19 protein-coding genes are annotated in these 21,370 nt (G+C 33.9%); 6 read left to right on the top strand and 13 right to left on the bottom strand.

All coding sequences use genetic code 11. The features are described 5' to 3' along the window. Positions 1 to 7: 7 nt before the first annotated feature. Complete coding sequence (gene eptB / locus ACTH6U_RS12415; RefSeq protein ID WP_441832301.1) at positions 8 to 1,660, bottom strand: kdo(2)-lipid A phosphoethanolamine 7''-transferase; 1,653 nt, start codon at positions 1,658 to 1,660, stop codon at positions 8 to 10. A gap of 446 nt (positions 1,661 to 2,106) precedes the next feature. Here eptB and ACTH6U_RS12410 point away from each other — a divergent pair, with 446 nt between their 5' ends. Both ACTH6U_RS12410 and ACTH6U_RS12405 read left to right on the top strand, forming a co-directional pair. After that, positions 2,107 to 4,371 (top strand): TonB-dependent receptor domain-containing protein, encoded by a 2,265-nt coding sequence (locus ACTH6U_RS12410; RefSeq protein ID WP_441832300.1) that lies wholly within the window; start codon positions 2,107 to 2,109, stop codon positions 4,369 to 4,371. 201 nt (positions 4,372 to 4,572) lie between these two features. Continuing rightward, the gene (locus ACTH6U_RS12405; protein WP_434718616.1) at positions 4,573 to 5,070 is read left to right on the top strand and encodes a hypothetical protein; all 498 of its coding nucleotides are present in this window, start codon (positions 4,573 to 4,575) and stop codon (positions 5,068 to 5,070) included. 115 nt (positions 5,071 to 5,185) lie between these two features. Here ACTH6U_RS12405 and ACTH6U_RS12400 read toward each other — a convergent pair whose 3' ends face one another. From ACTH6U_RS12400 to ACTH6U_RS12385, 4 genes are all read right to left on the bottom strand, one after another. Then, complete coding sequence (locus ACTH6U_RS12400) at positions 5,186 to 5,710, bottom strand: Dps family protein (protein ID WP_294107268.1); 525 nt, start codon at positions 5,708 to 5,710, stop codon at positions 5,186 to 5,188. A 259-nt stretch (positions 5,711 to 5,969) separates the two neighbouring features. Beyond that, positions 5,970 to 6,887 (bottom strand): GntR family transcriptional regulator, encoded by a 918-nt coding sequence (locus ACTH6U_RS12395; protein WP_294107267.1) that lies wholly within the window; start codon positions 6,885 to 6,887, stop codon positions 5,970 to 5,972. Positions 6,888 to 7,021: 134 nt separating this feature from the next. Next, positions 7,022 to 8,467: a tagaturonate reductase gene (locus ACTH6U_RS12390; RefSeq protein ID WP_441832299.1), complete on the bottom strand. Its 1,446-nt coding sequence runs from the start codon at positions 8,465 to 8,467 to the stop codon at positions 7,022 to 7,024. Positions 8,468 to 8,483: 16 nt separating this feature from the next. Continuing rightward, positions 8,484 to 9,506, bottom strand: a complete 1,023-nt coding sequence (locus tag ACTH6U_RS12385) for a zinc-binding alcohol dehydrogenase family protein (RefSeq protein WP_441832298.1) — start codon at positions 9,504 to 9,506, stop codon at positions 8,484 to 8,486. Between the two features lie 428 nt (positions 9,507 to 9,934). On the opposite strand from ACTH6U_RS12385, the gene ACTH6U_RS12380 reads away from it, so the two are divergent. Beyond that, entirely contained in the window at positions 9,935 to 11,230 is a 1,296-nt protein-coding gene (locus tag ACTH6U_RS12380) for an MFS transporter (protein ID WP_441832322.1), read from the top strand. A 118-nt stretch (positions 11,231 to 11,348) separates the two neighbouring features. Here ACTH6U_RS12380 and ACTH6U_RS12375 read toward each other — a convergent pair whose 3' ends face one another. From ACTH6U_RS12375 to ACTH6U_RS12350, 6 genes are all read right to left on the bottom strand, one after another. Beyond that, positions 11,349 to 12,539, bottom strand: a complete 1,191-nt coding sequence (locus tag ACTH6U_RS12375) for a fimbrial protein (protein ID WP_336430802.1) — start codon at positions 12,537 to 12,539, stop codon at positions 11,349 to 11,351. Beyond that, positions 12,539 to 15,046 carry a fimbria/pilus outer membrane usher protein gene (locus ACTH6U_RS12370; protein ID WP_441832297.1) on the bottom strand — a complete coding sequence of 836 codons (2,508 nt, stop codon included), beginning with the start codon at positions 15,044 to 15,046 and terminating at the stop codon, positions 12,539 to 12,541. Before ACTH6U_RS12370 ends, ACTH6U_RS12375 begins: the two co-directional genes overlap by 1 nt. A gap of 18 nt (positions 15,047 to 15,064) precedes the next feature. Continuing rightward, positions 15,065 to 15,808 carry a fimbrial biogenesis chaperone gene (locus ACTH6U_RS12365; protein WP_434718621.1) on the bottom strand — a complete coding sequence of 248 codons (744 nt, stop codon included), beginning with the start codon at positions 15,806 to 15,808 and terminating at the stop codon, positions 15,065 to 15,067. A 97-nt stretch (positions 15,809 to 15,905) separates the two neighbouring features. Continuing rightward, a complete protein-coding gene (locus ACTH6U_RS12360; protein WP_294107261.1) occupies positions 15,906 to 16,442 on the bottom strand; it encodes a fimbrial protein in 537 nt (178 codons plus the stop codon). A 664-nt stretch (positions 16,443 to 17,106) separates the two neighbouring features. Beyond that, the gene (locus ACTH6U_RS12355) at positions 17,107 to 17,553 is read right to left on the bottom strand and encodes a hypothetical protein (RefSeq protein ID WP_294107260.1); all 447 of its coding nucleotides are present in this window, start codon (positions 17,551 to 17,553) and stop codon (positions 17,107 to 17,109) included. 34 nt (positions 17,554 to 17,587) lie between these two features. Further along, positions 17,588 to 17,944: a MerR family transcriptional regulator gene (locus ACTH6U_RS12350; RefSeq protein ID WP_294107259.1), complete on the bottom strand. Its 357-nt coding sequence runs from the start codon at positions 17,942 to 17,944 to the stop codon at positions 17,588 to 17,590. Positions 17,945 to 18,019: 75 nt separating this feature from the next. Here ACTH6U_RS12350 and ACTH6U_RS12345 point away from each other — a divergent pair, with 75 nt between their 5' ends. Next, positions 18,020 to 18,805 carry an SDR family NAD(P)-dependent oxidoreductase gene (locus tag ACTH6U_RS12345; RefSeq protein ID WP_336430801.1) on the top strand — a complete coding sequence of 262 codons (786 nt, stop codon included), beginning with the start codon at positions 18,020 to 18,022 and terminating at the stop codon, positions 18,803 to 18,805. Between the two features lie 47 nt (positions 18,806 to 18,852). Here the strand turns inward: ACTH6U_RS12345 and ACTH6U_RS12340 are convergent, their stop codons facing one another. Together ACTH6U_RS12340 and ACTH6U_RS12335 are read right to left on the bottom strand one after the other, a co-directional pair. Continuing rightward, complete coding sequence (locus tag ACTH6U_RS12340) at positions 18,853 to 19,437, bottom strand: TetR/AcrR family transcriptional regulator (RefSeq protein WP_294107257.1); 585 nt, start codon at positions 19,435 to 19,437, stop codon at positions 18,853 to 18,855. Between the two features lie 45 nt (positions 19,438 to 19,482). Beyond that, the gene (locus tag ACTH6U_RS12335) at positions 19,483 to 20,019 is read right to left on the bottom strand and encodes a dihydrofolate reductase family protein (protein ID WP_441832296.1); all 537 of its coding nucleotides are present in this window, start codon (positions 20,017 to 20,019) and stop codon (positions 19,483 to 19,485) included. A gap of 293 nt (positions 20,020 to 20,312) precedes the next feature. Here ACTH6U_RS12335 and ACTH6U_RS12330 point away from each other — a divergent pair, with 293 nt between their 5' ends. Beyond that, positions 20,313 to 20,579: a DUF2798 domain-containing protein gene (locus tag ACTH6U_RS12330; RefSeq protein WP_294107255.1), complete on the top strand. Its 267-nt coding sequence runs from the start codon at positions 20,313 to 20,315 to the stop codon at positions 20,577 to 20,579. Positions 20,580 to 20,765: 186 nt separating this feature from the next. After that, positions 20,766 to 21,089, top strand: coding sequence for a YnfA family protein (locus tag ACTH6U_RS12325; RefSeq protein ID WP_441832295.1), 324 nt, complete (start codon positions 20,766 to 20,768; stop codon positions 21,087 to 21,089). Positions 21,090 to 21,370: the final 281 nt, after the last annotated feature.

The following is a 21,370-nucleotide window of genomic DNA, read 5'->3' as shown; positions in this document are numbered from 1 at the left end:
AAACAAATCACCTAAAGCACAGATTATTTTTATTATTAATACCGCCATCTGAAGAGGTATAACCTAAACAACCTAAGAGACTGTCAAAAATTTCGTGATGAAAGAATGTGCGAGATTGACTATTGAGTTTAAGGTTGTCATATAAGTTCTTATTATTTGCAATATAGGTATCCGACATCCAGACAATCAGCGGTACTCTAAATTGCTCAATAGGGGCAATATTACGCGGCGTGCCGTGTAGCCCTTTATTTTCATCAATAGATTCACCATGATCAGACGTATAAAAAACAATGGCATTTTTATCTTTTAATCTAGCAATAAGATCAGAAATTACGGTATCCGTATATAAAATTGAATTATCATACGAATTAATTAACTGCTCTTTTGAACATTTGGCTGCATTGTCGATACATTCAGGCATGAACTTCTTAAATTCGGCAGGGTAACGTTTCGAATAAAGATAATGCGAACCTTTGGTATGGAGAATAATCAAATTCATACCACTGACTTTATCTTGAATGACATTATCAACCTCATCCAATAATAATTCATCATGAATTTCTTGACCTCGCGAGCTATTTTTTGATGTGATCATTTCACGAATAAGATAGTTATCGACATCAAGTTTATTATAAAACCATATTTCACTTTGCATCGAAAATAAATTGGATGAAAACCCAAGCTGCTTCATGACAGAAAAAATATTATTTTCAGTGACAGTCCGTTGTTCGTTATCTTTTACGCCACCTTCACGCACAAACATACATCTTAGTGATAATTTGGTTGAGGTATCACATGAGGTTCCTTTGAATGCCACTATATTTTTCTCACTCGCGAGCTTTGGGGTAGTTTCTCTTTGATAGCCTAATAACTGCATATGATCCCAGCGTGCGGTTTCACCGATTACAAATACCACATAAACATCTTTATTTTTTTCGTTTGCTGTATAAGTGAATTTTTCAAAAGGATCTAACAGATTCGTTTCATTGAAATTGTCATCATATTTGACAATCCCATATTGAACTAATGGGATCATCCAATTTGTCGGCAAATAAGAGTAGCCAATACCACCACCATAGCTTGATATATCAATGTTCTTTTCACGCTCACTTTCTTTTTGATAAGAATCGACGAGCTTGATATAGCTAAAAATAAGTAGCGGAATAAGGATAAAGGTAAATAACGTTAATAATCGGCTTCGTTTTTTGTTCAGTACTGTTTTTTGGGCAAACCAAATGAGTATGATGGGCGGAATAGCGAGTAAAATAGTCCAAATGAAGAAATTATTGTCAACGACTTCCTGAGACAAATCAATATCCGTTGTGAGGGTTGAGATTAAAATGCCATAACCAATCACAACATCATAAAATGTAATGTAATAACTGATAGCAATACTGATTAATATAATTAATGTGGATAAGACTTTAAAGCTAAATATTCCAAGTAGTGCAATCAGCCTAAACAGAAAAAATGAAAACAATATATTGACGATAATTTCAGCTATTAAGTATAGGTATCCATTGTTTTCATTGAGTAAAATCTGTGAATGAAATCTTGAAATATAAACAGAAAAATTTAAGAAAAAACCAAGATAAATTGCAAGGATTATCGAAACCGCAATATCACTCCTCACTACTTTTAATAACAGACCCTTATGCATTTAAACTCATCACTTATTCACTTTAATCGCAAAAGAAAATTAGAGTGCGACTTTAGTGTTAAGTTCAAGCTAATTCCTGATCAATTAGGTGAGCCATTTCAATTCCCTTAATTATTACGTTGTTATTTTTTGAATATTAAGTGCAATAATTAAATAAATGCTTATGTAATAAACACCTATTTAATAAACAATAGAAATTTTAATGTTAATGATATTCATTATCATATTGATAATTGTTATCAAAACGGTATATTGTTTGCTTGAATTATAAAGTATTCGTTATACCTAGAACATATCTCAAATTAGTTTAATTAAAAATAATAAATTGGAAATTCAACCACATTTAAATTGTGTGGTTATAACACGAAGAACTTAAATTTAATCTATTGGCAAATATTCAATTATACCAAATAAATGGTAATTGATTAATGAAAGGCATTACTTAAATGAGATTTAATACTAAACGAAATATAGTTGGTTTGGCTATTTTGTACACATCAGCTTCAGTATATGCAAATGAAAACACATCATCGTCAGTAAAAGATAAAATTACAGTGACGGCAAGTAAAATAAAATCTGACAGTAAACATATTAATACTGGGGATATTAGTACAATAAGAGGAACAACTAACTCTGATGTATTTGCAAATGAATCATCGTTACAAATAAATAACGCTCGAAATGAGGCTGGGGCGCTCGATATAGGAATAAGAGGGCTACAAGGTAATGGGCGAGTACCGATTGTTATCGATGGTAGCTTGCAATCAACCAATACATGGCGTGGTTACCAAGGAAGCTCAGACCGAACTTATATTGATATGGATTTAATCGATACTATTGATATAGAAAAGGGGGCTTCCATGAGTAAATTCTCAGGAGGCGCAATTGGTGGTACGGTTAAATTAAAAACACTCTCGGCCAATAGTATTATTCCTCAAGGCGACCAGTTCGGTTTCTTATTTAAAGGTAATATATATAATAATAATGTAAGACCAACAATCAGTTCAGATAACCGCCTTCAAGGCAACTATAGGCCTTCACAAAATCTGCAAAGTACTCATTTTAATAATGGTTCTTATACTGCGGGAGCTGCATTTAGAAATGAAAAATTTGATTTTTTAATTGCTTATAGCGATAGAACTCAGGGTAATTTCTTTGCAGGTAAACACGGTTATTCAAAATATAAAAATACCAATGCCCCTATATTACCAGGGCAAGAGGTCGTTAATACCAGTTATGAAAGTAAATCGACTTTATTAAAAACAAATATCTATTTTAATCCAGACGCTAGTTTGGAACTGAATTATCGTCGACATGAACAAAAAGCCGGAGAGGTTTTAGCCGCTTATTGGTACCAAAGTGATGGAAGAATGCCCCAATGGTCGCTTGGAAGCGCGGAAGTTGATACGGCGTCTATGAACTATTCATATAAGCCAGACTCAATTTTGGTGGATATGAATTTAGGTTTATGGTGGACGAAAGGAACATTCAATCAGCGAAATGGCTTAACTGAGGATGTGACCGCTCATTATGGCGACCAATACCAACACAGATATTCAGATGAAAGAATAGGATTTAATCTAGAGAATACCTCTCAGGTTGCTAACTATCCGATTGATATTACTTATGGTGTGGAATACATGGTTCAAAAGTCTAAACCACTAAGTAAGCGATATCAGCCAATTTGGACACCTAATGGGATTTTACAAGGTGAAGAGCTACCATCCGTCACGCGAGATGCGAAAGGAACAAATACGTCGGCATTTACGAATATCGAATACAGAAATGATTGGTTCACAACACTTGCCGGTTGGCGAATACATTCATTTGAAGTTGATGACCATATTGAAGGGAAAAGTCGCAGCTACGGACCTAAGAATGATTTAATGGGTGAAGTTCGTTTTCATATAACCAATGAGCTTGATGTCTATACTAAATATTCAGATAGTTATCGAGAGCCAAGTTTATTTGAAAGCACAGTTTCAGGGCAAACATACTCTTATAGCCCGAATGTGCCATTAAGACCTGAGCACGCTAAATCATTTGAGTTGGGTATTAATGTAGAGAAAAAAAATATTATTTTGGATGAAGATACCACGTCATTACGTGTCGCGTATTTCGATAATAATATAAAGGATTATTTATCTCAGGGGGTGAATCCTAAATTAGATGATTGGTCCTCACCTTATGTAGTGACTAAAAATTATGACAGTTTCAAACTCTCTGGTTATGAAGTCGAGCTGAAATATGATTCTAATTATGCTTTCGGTTCATTAGATGCAACATTTTATAATAACTCTGAGCTATGTTCGGCAGATGAAATGGAACTTGGCAGATTACCATCAGCGTGTAATTCAGTGGGTTTTTCTTGGGGATTATCGCCGTCTAGAATACCACCGAAAAAGATTGTTTCGGGAATTGTTGGTGTCAAATTGTTCGATCAAAAATTACAAACAGGCTTAAGAGTGCGTTATAACTCAGGAAAAGATTATCCTCAAAAATGGTTAGCGGGCACGGCAGCAGCACCAGTTGAAAAACTTTATTCATCAACAACTATGGATGTTTTCGGTAAATACTATCTTCAAAAAAATATTAACTTAAATTTCAATATTGATAATTTGACTAACCGATATGCCTTCGACCCAGGTACGGTAATTTATATGCCAATTCCAGGAAGAACGTTTAGATTTGGTATAGAAGCTAATTTCTAATTATGGTTGATGAAATCACCTTAAGTATTTAAATGCTTAAGGTGATCTAGTGGCATATATTTTACTTTTATTAACAATTTATCTTAGATTGATTTTCATTTTTGGATGAAAGTTTAGCTTATGGGTGGTATCTTTAATGCTAAATCAAATTAGCTAGTATAGTTAACTGTTAAATAAGCTATTGAATAAATTAGGGAATATATGAAAAGAATAGGGATGTTATTGGTTTCAACGCTTCTGCTGTCTGGTTGTAATCTTATTCGTTCAGAACGTGCTTTTGATTGTTCTATTGATCAATCGTTTAATGAGATATCTCGGGAGAGAAATGGCTTATTTACTTTCCCTACTGCTGCGACGACAGCAAGAGTTTATTTAATTGATAATACACTACATATCATGAAATTTGATGGTGGTGATTATACTGGCTATACGATGACGAAAAATGAACAGCAAAGGCAGGTTGAAAGTATTAAAGATTTTAAGGTAATGATTAGTAAAGGCGATCTTTATTATGATGATGGGCGTGCCATTGAGGTATTTTCACCTGAGCAAAATACAGTAGGTTTTTATTATGTTGATCCGGCAACGGGAAAAGCAGACTCAATACAGTATTTAACTGAATGTCAAAGACGTGAAACCGAATTAGAACTGCATAGTCATAAAGATCATAATCACGATGACGATGACCACAATCCTTAAGTTTAAATGACAAGAGATTAACTGATATTATCGGTTGATATTGCAAATAGTAATTTGACGCCTAAGAGAAAAGCCACTTTACATACAAGTAAAGTGGCTTAAAAAGGTAATAGAATTAATGACCAGAAGTTTTTGCTTCGCGACAAGCTTCGAATAAGAACCAAACACGGCGCTCGGTTTCATCAATCCAGTTTTCAATTAAGCTAGTAGTTGAATAATCACCATACTGTGAACAGACCTCATGGGCTTCTCTAAATTCAGCAGCAAGCAGTTTATTATCTTCACATAGCTCAGCTAACATATCCAAAGGTTCAACATATTCAGCGTTGTTATCGCTTATTCTTTGCATTTTAGATATCTGGCTTATGGAGTGTAGCGTCACGCCACCAATTTTACGTACACGTTCAGCAATAGGATCTGTCATTGCGTACAATTGTTCTCCCTGCTCATCCAATAGGAGATGATAATCACGGAAATGCGGTCCACTCATGTGCCAATGGAAATTTTTGGTTTTAAGATAAATAGCAAAAATATCAGCCAATATCGCATTCATAGCGGCACTAATATCTTTAGTCGCTTCAGGTGAGAGGTCAGTTGGTGTTTTGAGTGGGCGGATTTGCAATTCTTTAGCTTTGCTCATTATTCACTCCTAAATATGTTTGGATTAGTTTGTGATGCTCGTTTATCTATCTAATATTAAGTATAGCTAATATTAAGTATAGATAAGTTTTACACAATCACCGGACAAAATAGTATAGCTACCTACTTAGCCCTAACTGATATTTATTATGTACCTTTTAAATTAAATTTGAGAAGAAATTGTTTTTTTATTGATGTATATCAATTATTCAATTTAAAAATAAAATTGGAGGAATAGTGAATAATTTATCTGAATCCCACTATTTAGAAGGTTGAGCTATTGATGTTTGAAGGGAGCGCTTCATTGATTGTTTTGCCGTATATAAATGATTGCGTAGCTCGTTCATAGCTTGTAAGTCATTGTGACTGACGATGGCACTTAAAATTGTCATATGTTCTTCAATGGCTAAAGCGTTACGTTCACGTAGATCGCTATCGTCCCATTGATAATGAAAATGGAATATAATGGTAACCATATTTAATGATTGGTCAAAAAATGGATTTTCCGCAGCAGAGAGAAGCAAGGTGTGGAATTTACGGTCTAAATCAGAAAAAGCACGATAATTATCAACAATAGTTTCTCTTAATTCTCTATGTTGAAATAATAATTCTTTAGCTTGTACCCAACGTTTATCATTAGCGGGTAAATTCATAAAACGCGTGAGTGCATAGGTTTCGAGTAGTTCACGTAATTCAAATAATTTTTCTGCGTGATCCTGTTCAAAAGTTTTAAGGCTCCAGAGCCCACGACGCAAGTTTTCAATGAGATTATATTGAGAAAATTGCAGTAAAAATTCCCTGACAACGACAGGGCTAACGTTGGCTCGATGAGCAAGTTGCAATTCAGTAAAGTTATCTCCAGGCTTAAGTTCTTTTTGTTGGATTAACTTGTAAAAAAAGGATTCAAATTCATTGAGTTGTATATCTGGTAGATCAACAATGGTATCAAGTAGATCTTCATCGTTAGGTTTTCTAATAATGACGTAATCATTGCCAATATTTTCTAATATTTTTTGCCGAGTGAGATAGGTTAATACATGGCGAACTGTCGTGCGACTCACATTATACATTTCTGCAAGTACTGATTGGGAAGGTAGCGGCGAACAAATATACTGATGACGAATTGCATCAATAAATTGATTAATGACTTTATGTCGTAAATTTTGCGTTCTTGCCATGACAATATTTAAAATTCCAGTTTGCGAGCGAGTAATTTTATATTTTCTTATTGCTAAATCATAAAGATCTATAGTAACAAAAGATATCTACACGCTATTTAAGTTACAGTTAAAGTCGCGTGTAGAATAGGTGATTATTTTAATGATTTGATTGATTTTCTCATGCCTTGTTGCAAAATAGCATCAAGGTGTAGGGCAACTTTATCAACCAGTTTGTCATTTTTACTTAAATTTTGTTCCCAATGATTTTCATCAGAAAGAATAATACGAACAAATTCTTTTGAATCAAGTGTATTACCAACACGTGGCCATAACTCAGTAAAACGTGTTAACCATATATCATCATCTTGTAAGGGATAAAACTCCTCAAAACGCTGTCCTCGATAAAAGACCAGTAGTGCTGCAAGAGCAAAACTTAAACGTTCTGAAATATAACCTTTATTCATACCCGAAATAAGCTGAGGTAATATACGAGTTCGGAATTTTGTCATACTATTTAATGCAATAGAAAGGAGCTGGTGTTGAATATACGGATTTTGAAAACGACTTGTAACCGCTTCAGCAAAAGCGCGTAATTGGTTTTCAGGTAAATCTAAAACAGGAATAATATCTTCACTTAATAACTTCTCAATAAATTCCCTAACATCATCATCTTGCATGGCCTCGCCAACCGTATTTAACCCACATAGCCAAGCAATAGGTACCATTGCGGTATGAGCACCATTTAGAATGGCTACTTTTCGTTCTTTATAAGGTTTGATGTCATCAACTATTTGAATATTCATTGGGTATTTATCAAGGTGTAATTCTTGTTCTAACCATTCAGGACCTTGGATAACAAATAGATAAAAGTATTCGGCGGTATCTAAAAAAGCATCATGATAACCCAGCTCTTGTTCTAATTGTTGAGCCTCATCTTTTGGATAACCGGTGACAATGCGGTCAACGAGTGTAGAACAAAAGGTATTTGCAGTGTTTATCCATTCAATAAATTCGGCGGGTAGCTGCCATTCTTGCGCATAACGTAAAATTAATGCTTTTAAGGCATCCCCATTATAATCAATTAACTCACAAGGTATGATAACCCAGCCTTTATCTGCTGCACCGTTAAAATGATTAAATCGCTCTAACAGAAGTCTGGTAAGTTTAGCTGGAAAACTGACTGGTGGTTTATCATTCACTTTATCATTTTCATGATAACTAATACCGGCTTCCGTCGTATTTGAAAAGACAAAACGGATATTTTTATCTTGAGCGAGAGCTAAGTGTTCATCATAATTTTTATAAGGATTTATTTCATTATTGACAGAACGGATCAGCCTAGACTGACTTATTTTATCACCATTTTCATTTAAACCACGAATAATGGTAGTGTAAAGACCATCTTGGGTATTTAATGATGGTGGAAAATCCGTATTAATAGGGCGAATAACAGTAATGCCTGCATCAAGGTTAGTTTTTTCATTTAAAATATCAATACTCCAACCTATAAAGGCACGTAAAAAATTGCCTTCACCAAATTGAATAATACGAGTTGGATAATTCTTCCCTAAAAAATCTTGACGATTTAATGTTTTCATTCTCATGCTCCAAATATTAAAAATGGATAACGCCTTTAATTAACTCTCTATTATTAATAACTTCTTGTTCGTATATTTCAGCTAGAGAGGTAAATTGATAGTGGTGCGTTAACATCATTTCGGCATTTAATTGGTTATTAGCCATTAAGCGACCTACTTTTTCAAAGTCTTCTGGCGTTGCATTACGGCTTCCCATCATTGTTGTTTCTTTTTTATGAAAATCAGGATCGGAAATTTGTAAATTACCTTTAAATAATCCTACAAACACAATGGTTCCGCCGTGTCGGATCAGGTTAACTGTATTATTCATGGCATGTTGATTACCCGTTGCATCAATAACTTTTAAAGGTAAAGCTCCTGCAAATAATTGTTTTAATTGCTCTTCAAAATTATCAGCAGAAGGGTCAACTGTTGGCAGTGATAAATATTTATCCACATGATTGCGTCTTGCTTCACTAGTGTCTGCTACAACAACCTGAGCACCGTCAGCATGAGCAATGGCGGCAACACCTAAACCAATAGGTCCTGCACCAACAACTAATATTGCTTCATTTGCCTGTACAGCAGCGCGGCGAACTGCATGCGCGCTAATAGCAAAAGGTTCTATTAATGCTGCGGCTTCTGGTGCAATTCCTTCAGCAGGTAATAAATTTGTAACAGGAACATTTAAGTAGTCTGCAAACCCGCCATCTTGGTGGACACCGATAACAGAAATATTTTCACAGCAGTTTGTGCGACCACTTAAACAAGAAGGACATTTTTGGCATGCAACGTAGGGAATAACGGCAACTTGTTGTCCAACATTAAACGCTGATTTGTTGGAACCTAGCTGAACAATTTCGCCACAAATTTCATGCCCTAATACACGAGGGTAGCTAAAAAAAGGTTGATTCCCTCCCCAAGCGTGAATATCGGTTCCACATATTCCCACTGTTTTAATTTTAATTTTAGCTTCATTTGAATTAGGTTCTGAAATAGAACGTTTTTCCCAAATTAATTTTTTAGGTTCTTGGCAAACTAATGTATTTATTATTGACATAATGCTCTCCTTATTTTGTATTCCTGCTAATTTCAGCTAAAAAGGAGAAAATAATAATAATACCCATTTGATTTGTGATGTAATACGCACAAAACAGTATTAAATATGTTTTTAATTAATAAAAATCAGGGAAATAAATTAATTTAATAATTAAGTACCGATAAAAAGCAGTAAATTACTATCAAGTGCACGAATTTATGAAATTATAAATTATAAATATGTCTTCCCACATATTCTCAGGTTGAACAAAATCATGAAAATGACGTCTAGATCTAAAATAAAGTAAAAAATAAATAACAATCAATTAATTAGGATTTTAGTTAACTAATCTGAATATAATTCTGGGAAGATAGGGAGTTAATGTGGATAAAACAGATAGCATTATCAATCATCAAAATAATTTAAGTGATGATAAGAAAACTAAAGATTTGAATACTACAATTCCAATACCTGAAAAAAGTAAACGTTTGAAGCGGATACAAATGACAGCAATGATCCTTTTATTTTTAGCTGCCATTATAAACTATCTTGATAGAAGTTCGCTTTCTGTAGCAAATTTAACCATTAGAGAAGAGCTAGGTCTAAGTGCAACTGAAATAGGCATATTATTGTCAGTTTTTTCATTGGCTTATGGTATTGCACAATTACCTTGTGGCCCACTGCTTGATAGAAAAGGGCCTCGGTTAATGCTTGGCATTGGCATGTTTTTTTGGTCATTATTTCAAGCCCTGTCAGGGCTAGTTCATTCATTTACCCAATTTGTATTAGCTCGGATCGGAATGGGAATTGGTGAAGCGCCAATGAACCCATGTGGAGTAAAAGTAATTAATGACTGGTTCAATATTAAAGAACGTGGTCGCCCTATGGGATATTTTAATGCGGCTTCGACAATTGCGATGGCAATAAGCCCACCATTACTAGCTGCAATGATGCTAGTTATCGGTTGGCGGGGTATGTTTATCACCATTGGTGTACTGGGAATGTTTCTCGCTATAGGCTGGTATATGTTATATCGCAATAGAGAGGAAGTTGTCTTAAATAGTGATGAACAAGACTATTTAAATGCGGGAAGTGTTAATGTTAAACGCGATCCATTAAGTTTTTCTGAATGGAGAGGCTTATTTCGTAACCGTACAATGTGGGGAATGATGTTGGGCTTTAGCGGTATCAATTATACGGCTTGGCTCTATTTAGCTTGGTTACCAGGCTATTTACAGACTGCATATAATTTGGATTTAAAAAGCACAGGGATGATGGCTGCAATTCCATTTTTATTTGGCGCAGCAGGAATGTTACTAAATGGATATGCGACAGATTGGTTGGTAAAAAAAGGAATGGCTCCTTTAAAAAGTCGTAAAATAAGCATTGTTATTGGTATGGTTTGTTCTGCAATATTTACTTTTATTGTGCCACAGGCTACGACATCAATGTCTGCAGTTTTACTGATTGGTATGGCGCTATTTTGTATTCACTTTGCGGGTACTTCTGCATGGGGGCTTATTCATGTTTCAGTGGCTTCAAGGATGACTGCTTCTGTTGGCAGTATTCAGAATTTTGCGAGTTTTATCTGTGCATCTTTTGCTCCGATAGTGACAGGGTTTATTTTAGATAAAACTAATTCATTCAATTTAGCGTTAATTATTTGTAGTTGTGTAACGTTGTTAGGCGCATTTGCTTATATTTTTTTAGTACGTCAACCTATTACAGATACCCGTAGCCATTAGGTATCAAATAAGGCCACATGACTATTTATTGTGGCCTTATTATGTATCAGATAAATGTTCAGTATTACAATGTAATAAATAAATTATGTTAGTTACTTTAATCAAACCCTATTAAAGGTCAGCGATAAATTAAGGTGAAACCTGCCGTTGTTTGTAACTTTCCTTCATGAATTTTAGGATCAATTTGGAAATAACGACCACTAAGCGCAAAATTATATACACCAGTAAGAGCTTGATTTCCAGCGATGACATCCCACTGAGTGCCATCATTAACATAATCTTGTGTGTCAGATCCTAATGGTTTGATATCATTATTAATTAATAATTGAACGCCAATACCTTTTGCTGCATTGGGACCAGTTAGATTATTTAGCAATACACCCTGACGACGCAAAGCTTGATCCGCTTCATTTCCTGAAATTCCTTCAAAAATAGAAGCACGAATATGACGAATTGAGTTTGTCCCTGAACAATTAACTAATATATCAATTTTTTGTTGGCCATTTTCACCATAAGCCGTACTGCCAGGACCTGTAAATTGCTGGCTACTGACTTTGCCTAAATTTAATATTTGTTCACTATTTGAGAATTGGTAGCGACATGATTCTTTAATATAGTTAATTGAAGCATTACTGGCATTTTTTAAAGGAATTGTCCATGTGCCACTAAGAACTAGATTACCCGAACTATCAAATAGTTGGACTGTTCTTGGATACAACGGAGTAACATTAACAGGGATAAATACTTTAGAAGCGTTATCATTGAGTAACTCATTAGTGCGAACTAAAGTTACCTTGATAGCCATTGCAAATTGAGCGGTAGATTGGCAATACATTTCAATATCATTAGCGCCTGTTGCACTGACTTTGCTGTAGCGGGAAACTACTGGATCTATATAAGTTCCTGAAATTGCACCACCAATATCTAATCGATAACCTATACCTGGTATATTTGATTGAAGAATGGCATAGCCATCCTTTTCTCCAAGAACAACACCTATACTATCGGCGGTAATAGCTGCTCGATAATATTGACCTTTATTACAGTTAAATCTAGGCTTTGCATATGACATATGAAAGTGAGTCACATACAATAATTCGATAGGCTTATTTTTAATATCTATAATAATGTCACCAAAATTATAGGTGCCAGATAATACCGTACCCAAAGTAGCTTTAATATTGGAGCCTCGCCATCTCGGTGGGACATGTCCTGAAGTATCATCAATTATGCTGTAGGTAAGCCCAGTTGTACTGACCATAAATGTACTAACTAGTAATATGATTTTGGCTATCAGTGGTATTTTCATTATTGCTCTTTTGTACAAGTCAAATTAAGGGTTGTGATTTTTTCATTATGAAGGTTCTTTGCAATGATATCCTCTAGATCAACCTTGCAAATATCTTGTTCGCCTGCATTAGTATGGATATAAATATGATGTAACTGTGCGTTTAAATTTAAAAATATTTTTCCGCCTTGTCCTACAAAAGTCAGCGATTGGTCTTGATCATCATAAACTGTAGCCCCTAATGGTAATGGGTTATTATTTTTATCGGTAATTCTTAAGACAATAGGTGCGCCAATTTTTGTTTTTAAATCAACGAATACTGCGCTACCCGAGCGTGGAATAACCATTTGTTTAGATTCTTCAATGGTGTATTGTTGGCTTAAGTCTTTAGTATCAATACCAACTAAATTTTTACGATAAGGAACTAAGTTCGGCTGTATGGCATATCCCCAACGGTTTGTTGTTGTATCAGCACCTAATACATGGGCATTTTCTACTCCTTCAGCTTTGATAATAGCAAAGGAGTTACCTAGTGTGTTCGAAAATAAAACTCCGCCGGAGTGCCCGACGATTGCGCCATTTGCACTTAGATTAAGCGTTTTTGCATCTTGATATTGACTATAGTCTGTTGATAAATTAGCAAATGAAGATTTATAATTTACGCTGGCTGAACCATAATGACTTTGTTCGTTATCATATTTATCTTGTCCGACGTTTACGAAATAATCAACAGATTCTCCTATTGCACCATTCACACCGACACCAAGATTTTGAGTTTTATTCGCGGATAAATAGCTGCTAGTTAGGTTCATCGTATTCTCATTAGAGTAGAGTGGAATACTGACTGACATAGAAAATAAAGTATCATTATTAAATTGATTATTAATTTTCTGTAAAGAGGTAGTGAGTCCAATATCACGAATATTTGTATTATAAGATACAGTGTATTGTTTATTTTGACTGCTACCATTCCAATAGTCGGCAAGCGATCCGCTGAGGTTCAAATTACCTAACTGATAAGGAAGGCGTTGGCTCATTGATAAGGTATACTGTGTTTTTAATTTATATCTATTATTTTGTTGTTGATTATTATAGTCGGAATCATTTTGGTTCATCTGCATTGCAGTATAGGCATTAGTATAGTTTTTCGAATCGTACTGAATTGAAGATAAATTAATATAGGTTTTAGTTTCAGCAAAAGATTTACTGTAGCTTAGTTTATAGGCATTACCTTCTAAATTTTTATTACTATTTTTTAGTTTAGCTTTTGAATGGAGCATTTCAGCATTGAAAGCACCTAGATTGGTATTAACAGTAACACCTAATGCATTAGATAAATAATCTTGGCTAGCAATTGTCCCTAGAGAAGTTGAAAGATAGTTATTCACACCGTAACGCATTGATGCATCAAAAATGGGGTCACCAAAGACACTATCTTTATAACGTAATTTACCGGCGCCTATATCAAAATCTATTTTACCTGGTCGTGTAAAAGATAAGCCACTTTGGATAGGGATTAACATTTTTTGAATTTCCCCATTAGATTCTATGATTTCAACAAGTAAGTCACCAGAGTAGTAAATGGGTAATAAATCATTAATTTCAAATGGTCCAGCAGGAACTACGGTACTATAAATTTCTGTATTTGAGTTCGGTAAGTAAACTTTAATTTGTGCTTGCGATTTTGCTATACCCTGAATAGAGGGCGCGAAGCCAGTTTCCCTATTTGATAACATACTATTATCATTACGCAAGCGAATACCTCGTAATGAGCTCCCATTGGAAAAAATAGAACCTGAATAAAAATCACCAAAGGTAAGTTTACTTTTAATTAGGTCTACATCTCTTTCTAGGTAAGTATTTATAGCGGTGTACTGATCATCATAAATTTGACTATCATGACGTAATCGCCATTTAAAAAGGTTAATACCTGAGTTTAAACTGAGTGAATTCGTTGTTTTGGAGTAGCCTTCTGCTCGGGTAGTATAGCGGTTGAAAGAATAATTACTAAAGATTACAGCATTACCTTCATCCCAATTAGCAGGATTATTTTCAGGAGCGATATTTTTTATCAAATCTCTTTGTGGAATAGTAATTGAAAGTTGTTGTTTGCTAAAGTTAAAATTAAAAGAAGATTCAGGAATCAATGCCGAAAGAAATACACAGGTGTCATTACCATTACTTTCGATTTTTTTATTATAACTTTCCATTAGTGAATCGATGATGCCAAGGGAATTTATAAGTTTTTCAGTTAAGCAAATTTGCAATATATCATCTGATTTTTCAAGCTTAACGAGTAATCTATCTACAAATTGCTCGTTTACATCAATATCTAAGCTATATAGGCCCGGAGTATCATCATTGTTACTGATGAAGTTGTCGAGAGAGGCGTCACTACTTACGGCATAGTTTTTAATAAATGCAGGGTTAAATTCCATATCATCATCATCAACTGCAGCATGGACGCTGATGATAGACATAGAAAATAATACCAGTAATAATAATGGCTGTGATATATAGCTTCTCATAGACTAAACCAAATAAGGTTAATTAATTATTTTTGTTAAATCTGAGCTTCCACCTGAGTCATTGATATAGCTGAATTTTATTTCTATAGGCTGATTAGGAAGCGAGGATAGTTTGTTTATTTTTGTTTTTGTTGTTCCACCAAATGGTGCCATCATATTGAAGTCAGATTGAGTTTCATACTCGGTTTTATTAATAATAACCTTTGCTTTATTAAGGGTAATATAAAAACCACTACTATTATTGGCTGTGAGGTAAATACCATCTGCTTGCTTGATTATTTTCCATTCTAGATTATCGATAGATGAATCATATTCACTGGCTATTTGTACTGGTCGATAGAATAACTTGAATTTTGATAGAACAGAAATCTGAAGACTATTTGCAATTTCTTTATTTTTAGGCGGAATATCTAAAACATTCAATGTAAAAATAGTTTCTCTATCCGTTGCTAATGGCTCTCCGGTATAAAGGATACGGACAGTTTGTGCATTATTTGGTTTAAGTTTAAATAAAGGCGGTAAAATAACAAAAGGTGCATCATCAATATCAGCTTTAGTCGTTTGCTTATCTGTTCTTTTCTCTGAAAATCCATTAGTAAGCCAAACTTGGCTTAATGCTACTTTATTGCCTGTATTTTCAATATTAACTGATATCTCTTTTTCATCTGAGGAGTATACAAATCGAGTGCCTGTAACCACAATACTTGAATAAGCGGGAATGGTTATTAAAGACAGGAGGATTAGGAGCGTTTTTTTGATCATAGTAAATTTAGATGCTCTTTAGTAAGGAATACAAATAGGAATAAGTTGATTAGAGCAAACTAAGCAACTTATTTCCAATTAGTTTTTTAATAGAGAGTTATTTATAAATAATTTCGAAATCAACAGTTGTTTCTACTAAGCCTGGTTCGACTATTCCTGTAGAGTAATATTTAGCAAAGTAATTTAACTGTGCTTTATCATTACTGATTTTAGTATAGCTAGTATTTTGAGTTGTTGTATCGCCACCTAGCATAATTTTAGAGTCATCTTGATTATATAGTGCAATATTAATGTTTTTAGCTGTTGTTGCACCAACACCGTCTGTTTTTAGCGTATTTGTCTCTAAGTCAATATTTGGACCAACAAAGCTTAATCCAACATCTTTAATTGTATCGGATGAATCGCAATGAGTTAATCCAATGGAAAATGGTGTTGTACCTGTAGTGTCGCCCGGGTGTGTTAATGATACAGAACTTATTTTTGGTAACGTAACTGTTTTACTTTGATCTGCCGCTTCAACAACGCAGCTTTGTGTGACAACTTCACCTTTAAAAGTAATTTTACCATCTGCGGCTATAACACCTGTAGAAATTACGGTTAATACTAATGCAGTAATTAAATTAATGTTTTTCATGGAGTGCTCTCTTTAATCTAAATCAATATTTATGAATTTATAAAATCTATTTCTTTAACTTGGATACACTTTAACATATTCACTTACACTGATTGAATTGATCTAGATCATTATTCTAATTCATAAAATAATATGCTAGTTAGTGTGCATTTAATTGGAATTAAATTTTATTTATAGTGTTGTTTTCTGGTGTATTAATCTATTTTTATTGCTTTTTGTGGGTATAAAGGGTGTTTTATCAATAGTTGTTTATATGATAATGAGAACAAGATCACACCATGAATTAATCTATTGATAAATATGTATTAATTTATTATTAATATATTAATTAAGGCTTTTTTTCATATTATTTATAATGTTTTTAGGAACTATAATAAATAATTTCATGTACTCATAAGCTAGTGCTTTAGTTATTAAATGGTCATTTTAGTAAAAATAAAAGTATATTTAATAAAATTAAATTAGATTTTAAATTAATAAAAAAAAGACTAAACAAAAATTAATTTAATCTATTGCCTATTTTTTGTGTTTTACTTTGTGTTGTAACAGTATGAGTTTATTGAAAGAGCTAGAGAAAACCTGATTAACTTAAACTAGATGTGAAAGTTAAACAGGTATTGAATTATTGATATAAATTGAAATTTAGGTACTGCAAGCGTATCTATTACTTTGTAATCGTAATGCCTTCTAGTCCCCAATGATGTGTTATTTCTCTGATGATCAGTAAAAATGCACTAAATGACTTATCTAATGGCAAGGTTGTTGAGTTTGATGGGCCACCATTAATGACATTCACTAATTCATTAAATGCTCTTTCTATTTGTGAGGTCGATATAAATTGCTTTAGGTCAATAGTATCTATAGGTATTTGTTTTAATTCTTCATTGGTGCACGAAAGGCTAATTTTTCCGGTAGGAAATAGTTTTCTAGCAGGAATAATAGTGTCTTCAATATGCTCAATAGCCATTTCAGCTTCATAAGGCGTTATTGGCGAGTGTTGTAAACGATATCCATTTATATTTGTCAGTCCAATAGGCAGTGTTATGTCATCTGATTGATACGTTAGAACGCTGAGATCGTTTTTGATGGTGAGTTGAATATAGGTTGTCATACAGACTCCTGAGTACCAAGTGGGATGATTTTTATTATTTTATTAATTGCTCATAATGATTAATTTTTTGTTTTAAGCTGACTAAATGTTCACTAAGTACGGTTAACTGTGCCTCTAGATTATCATTATGTTCAATGAGCAGTGTCATTCTCTGTTGTACCGTAGTGTTGCCTTCTTCTCTGAGCTGGGCATATTTTTTTATATTTCTTAATGGCATGCCAGTTTCTTTTAAACGAGCAATAAATTTAATCCACTCAACATCTCTATCTGAATAAAAACGGTGATTATTGTTTTGTCTCGCAGGCTTTAGTATCTGTTCCTTTTCATAATAGCGCAGCGTATAGGTGCTAAATCCCGTTAAATTTGCAAATTCACTAATTGAGTAATTCATCTATTTTCCTAAATGCCTTGACTTAGAGTTAGCTCTATCTTTTACCCTTTAGTCCATGTTGTCAAAGGAGGCGTTATGAAAAATAAGAAATATGTTGTTATTACAGGTGCAAGTTCGGGTATTGGGCGCTCAATGGCAAAAGCATTCGCGGGTAGAGGATTTAATGTTGTGGTTGTTGCTAGGCGAGTGAGTTTATTACAGCAACTAAAAGATGAAATTATGGAGGTAAATTCAAAAATTGACGTGATTATAAAATCAGCTGATCTATCTGTACCTGAAAATGCCATTTTACTTTATAACTCACTGGCAGAAATTGATATTCAAGTTTGGATAAACAACGCAGGCATTGGCTATTATGGGGAGGTATCAGAACAACCTATTGATGAGCTTAATCACTTGTTAAATTTAAATATAAATTCTTTAACGATCCTCTCCTCATTATTCGTGAGAGATTATCATCATATTGATAATAGCCAATTAATTAATATTAGCTCGGCTGGTGGGTATACTATTGTGCCAACAGCTATTACTTATTGCGCATCCAAATTTTTTGTTAATGTATTTACCGAAGGATTAGCTAAGGAACTACTCGCTTCCGATGCTAAATTGAGTGCTAAGGTATTAGCACCCGCAGCGACAAAAACAGAGTTTGGCCAAGTTGCTAATCGAATTGAACACTATGATTATGATGCATCTTTTGGCACTTATCATACGAGTGATGAATTAGCTGAATTTGCATTAAAGTTATTTGATTCAGATAATATTGTGGGTTTTGTTGACCGAGAAAGTTTTAGTTTTGAGCAATGCGACGGAAAAATCCCTTACGCAAATAATAATAAATTTAATCAAAAGGTACCTTGATTTAAAAATGCCGCTAGAGCAATAAGTTTTAGCGGCATGAATAATGATTATAATCCATGCTTAAGGTTATTAATAAGCATATTTATAGCACTACGGTAACGAGTTAATTCAGGGTTATCTTCGATTGAATTAGGCGTGCTTATCGTTGGTTGTTTAGTGACTGAAAGAGATTCTCCATGGGTATAATCCACTAATATATGTGTCCATTGCAATGCTTCTGTAGAATGGAGTCCTCGTTGTTCTAATAAGAAAACTAGTTTCTCTGTTATTTTTTTAGCTTGTTCAGGAAATGCATTGGGGAGATTAAATATCGCCAGAGTGAGTGCAGGGTAACGTGTAACTTGTGTTCTATAGGCCAATAAAATAGCCTCAATTTGTTCACTATTCGTCCCTTTTAAAGTAGGAATAATATTAGCGTATAGAGAGTTTGCGATAGCTTTTATTAAGCCACTACGGTCTTGAAAATGATGATAAATCGTCATTGGATTGATATTCATTTCCTTCGCAAGCGCACGCATGGTTAAGTTATCAAAGCCATCACGGTCGATAATCAATAATGCATGAGTAATAATATCCTCTGGAGAAATTTGGGGTTCACTTGCTTTAGGTCTACCGCGGCTGCGTTGAGTCATATTGATATCTCAATTCTTGTTTTGTTATGTTTATTTTTAGTGTATTTATCGTTTTATAATATATTTTGATTGCACAAATCCTGATGGGAATGTTTTTGTTTTTTGATGTTGTAGAAATATATCATTAGGAATATCGCCAAATAATCGACGACCATTGCCAAGTAAAAGAGGAATTTGAGTAATGATCAGGTCAGTGATTAGGGCATCATAAATGAAAGATTGAACGACACGCCCTCCGTCGACGTAAACGCGCCGACATCCTTCGTTTTCGAGTAAAGCCATTGCTTCTTTTGGTGTTTTATTCACAAAACGCACTTTACCGATAAGATCAGTAGGAGTTGATTGGTCTGCCAGTGTTTTAGAAAGCACAAGCACAGGGATATCATAAACCCAAGGCCTAATAGCACTGAGTGTTTCAAACGTTCCTCGTCCCATAATAATGGCATCAATATTCTGCATAAATTGCACATAGCCATGATCTTCATTTTTGGTATCTATTTCATGTAACCAATCAATATTTCCATTCTCACGAGCAATAAAACCATCTACGCTTGTTGCTATAAATACATGTCCTGTGATCATTTTCAGCCTATAATATTAATAATTATACGGCGTATAATAAATGAAAGATGATGAATTTCAAGAGGTGAAATTTTTGTTCTTACTCGATTGGATTTAGGGGTTTTGAATACTAATGTATATTAAGATTAACGCGATGAAATATATTGTTTAGCTTAGGTTGACAAAATTAATACAAATTATAGAATGTACGTTATTGGTCTTAAAGACTCGTAAGCGTTTACGTAAATCAACGCATATAACTTTGTTGTACTAACAGTTATGTGCTGTTGTGTACCGTTTAATTTGGAGTCTTTATGTCATTTCAAGACAAAAATTATGTTTTAGGTTTCCCTAAACTTCCTGCTAGAGCAATGATTTTCCTCGTACCTTTTTTCTTATCTTTAGTAATGAGCGGCATTGTTTCGCTTATTAGTGTCATCAGAGCACTAGGCTTTACCTCTGAAATCTTATCACCTTGGATAACTTCTTGGGGGCTATCATGGATGATTGCTTTTCCTACTGTGTTATTTGTACTGCCAATAGCAAGGCGATTCTCTCTATTGTTAGTTAAATCAACATAAATTTTATGCCATCTATTTAACATGGATGGCACTAGTTTTTGCATTAGCTTAATTATTTAATTTAATAATTAAGCTTTTACCTGTTGATAAATTAATTGATGACTCAAATAGTATTTAAATTTTTGTCTATGGTAGTGTAATATGAATAAATAAAATATTTATAATCAATATATTAGAAGAGATTTTATGCCCTTTAAAATGATAGTTTTATTCTTTATCACTGCGCTTGCTGAAATTGCGGGATGTTACTTTCCCTATTTGTGGATGAAAAAGCAAGGTGGTCCATGGTTGTTACTACCAGCCGCTTTAAGTTTAATGTTGTTTGTATGGTTATTAACCTTACACCCTGAAGCGAGTGGTAGAATTTATGCAACTTATGGGGGAATATATATTGTCACTGCATTGATATGGTTGCGTGTGGTCGATGGGGTGCAGTTGACAACCACAGATTGGGTAGGTGCTTTAGTCGTACTATTGGGAGCTGGTATTATTATTAGTGGTTGGAAATAGTTTGTTTAAATATATCGGCGCAGGATTTTTATTTTGCGCTTTAAATTATTAATTAAGTTTTCTGTGAGATGATTAATTAATATATGAGCTTTTATAAATAATTAAACGATATTTTATTTTAGTTTTATCTCATGTTTTAAATACCCGAAATTAAACTTATCTTAAATTTCACTATTTTAGTGTGCTAATGTTTAACTATTTTTCAAAATGTAACACTTGATCCAAATCAATTTAACAAAAAATACTCTATTAGTAGTAAATTTAATTGTTGGTTAACTACT

This window comes from Providencia sp. (genome assembly GCF_052096715.1).
GTDB lineage: Bacteria > Pseudomonadota > Gammaproteobacteria > Enterobacterales > Enterobacteriaceae > Providencia.
Note: the sequence above shows the minus strand (reverse complement) of the source record. Positions and strands in the feature narration are given on the sequence as shown.

Coding starts and splice junctions, on each gene's coding strand:
- eptB (WP_441832301.1), bottom strand. CDS start 1,660: ATGCATAAGGGTCTGTTATTAAAAGTAGTGAGGAGTGATATTGCGGTT.
- ACTH6U_RS12410 (WP_441832300.1), top strand. CDS start 2,107: ATGAGATTTAATACTAAACGAAATATAGTTGGTTTGGCTATTTTGTAC.
- ACTH6U_RS12405 (WP_434718616.1), top strand. CDS start 4,573: ATGAAAAGAATAGGGATGTTATTGGTTTCAACGCTTCTGCTGTCTGGT.
- ACTH6U_RS12400 (WP_294107268.1), bottom strand. CDS start 5,710: ATGAGCAAAGCTAAAGAATTGCAAATCCGCCCACTCAAAACACCAACT.
- ACTH6U_RS12395 (WP_294107267.1), bottom strand. CDS start 6,887: ATGGCAAGAACGCAAAATTTACGACATAAAGTCATTAATCAATTTATT.
- ACTH6U_RS12390 (WP_441832299.1), bottom strand. CDS start 8,467: ATGAAAACATTAAATCGTCAAGATTTTTTAGGGAAGAATTATCCAACT.
- ACTH6U_RS12385 (WP_441832298.1), bottom strand. CDS start 9,506: ATGTCAATAATAAATACATTAGTTTGCCAAGAACCTAAAAAATTAATT.
- ACTH6U_RS12375 (WP_336430802.1), bottom strand. CDS start 12,539: ATGAAAATACCACTGATAGCCAAAATCATATTACTAGTTAGTACATTT.
- ACTH6U_RS12370 (WP_441832297.1), bottom strand. CDS start 15,046: ATGAGAAGCTATATATCACAGCCATTATTATTACTGGTATTATTTTCT.
- ACTH6U_RS12365 (WP_434718621.1), bottom strand. CDS start 15,808: ATGATCAAAAAAACGCTCCTAATCCTCCTGTCTTTAATAACCATTCCC.
- ACTH6U_RS12360 (WP_294107261.1), bottom strand. CDS start 16,442: ATGAAAAACATTAATTTAATTACTGCATTAGTATTAACCGTAATTTCT.
- ACTH6U_RS12355 (WP_294107260.1), bottom strand. CDS start 17,553: ATGACAACCTATATTCAACTCACCATCAAAAACGATCTCAGCGTTCTA.
- ACTH6U_RS12350 (WP_294107259.1), bottom strand. CDS start 17,944: ATGAATTACTCAATTAGTGAATTTGCAAATTTAACGGGATTTAGCACC.
- ACTH6U_RS12345 (WP_336430801.1), top strand. CDS start 18,020: ATGAAAAATAAGAAATATGTTGTTATTACAGGTGCAAGTTCGGGTATT.
- ACTH6U_RS12340 (WP_294107257.1), bottom strand. CDS start 19,437: ATGACTCAACGCAGCCGCGGTAGACCTAAAGCAAGTGAACCCCAAATT.
- ACTH6U_RS12335 (WP_441832296.1), bottom strand. CDS start 20,019: ATGATCACAGGACATGTATTTATAGCAACAAGCGTAGATGGTTTTATT.
- ACTH6U_RS12330 (WP_294107255.1), top strand. CDS start 20,313: ATGTCATTTCAAGACAAAAATTATGTTTTAGGTTTCCCTAAACTTCCT.
- ACTH6U_RS12325 (WP_441832295.1), top strand. CDS start 20,766: ATGCCCTTTAAAATGATAGTTTTATTCTTTATCACTGCGCTTGCTGAA.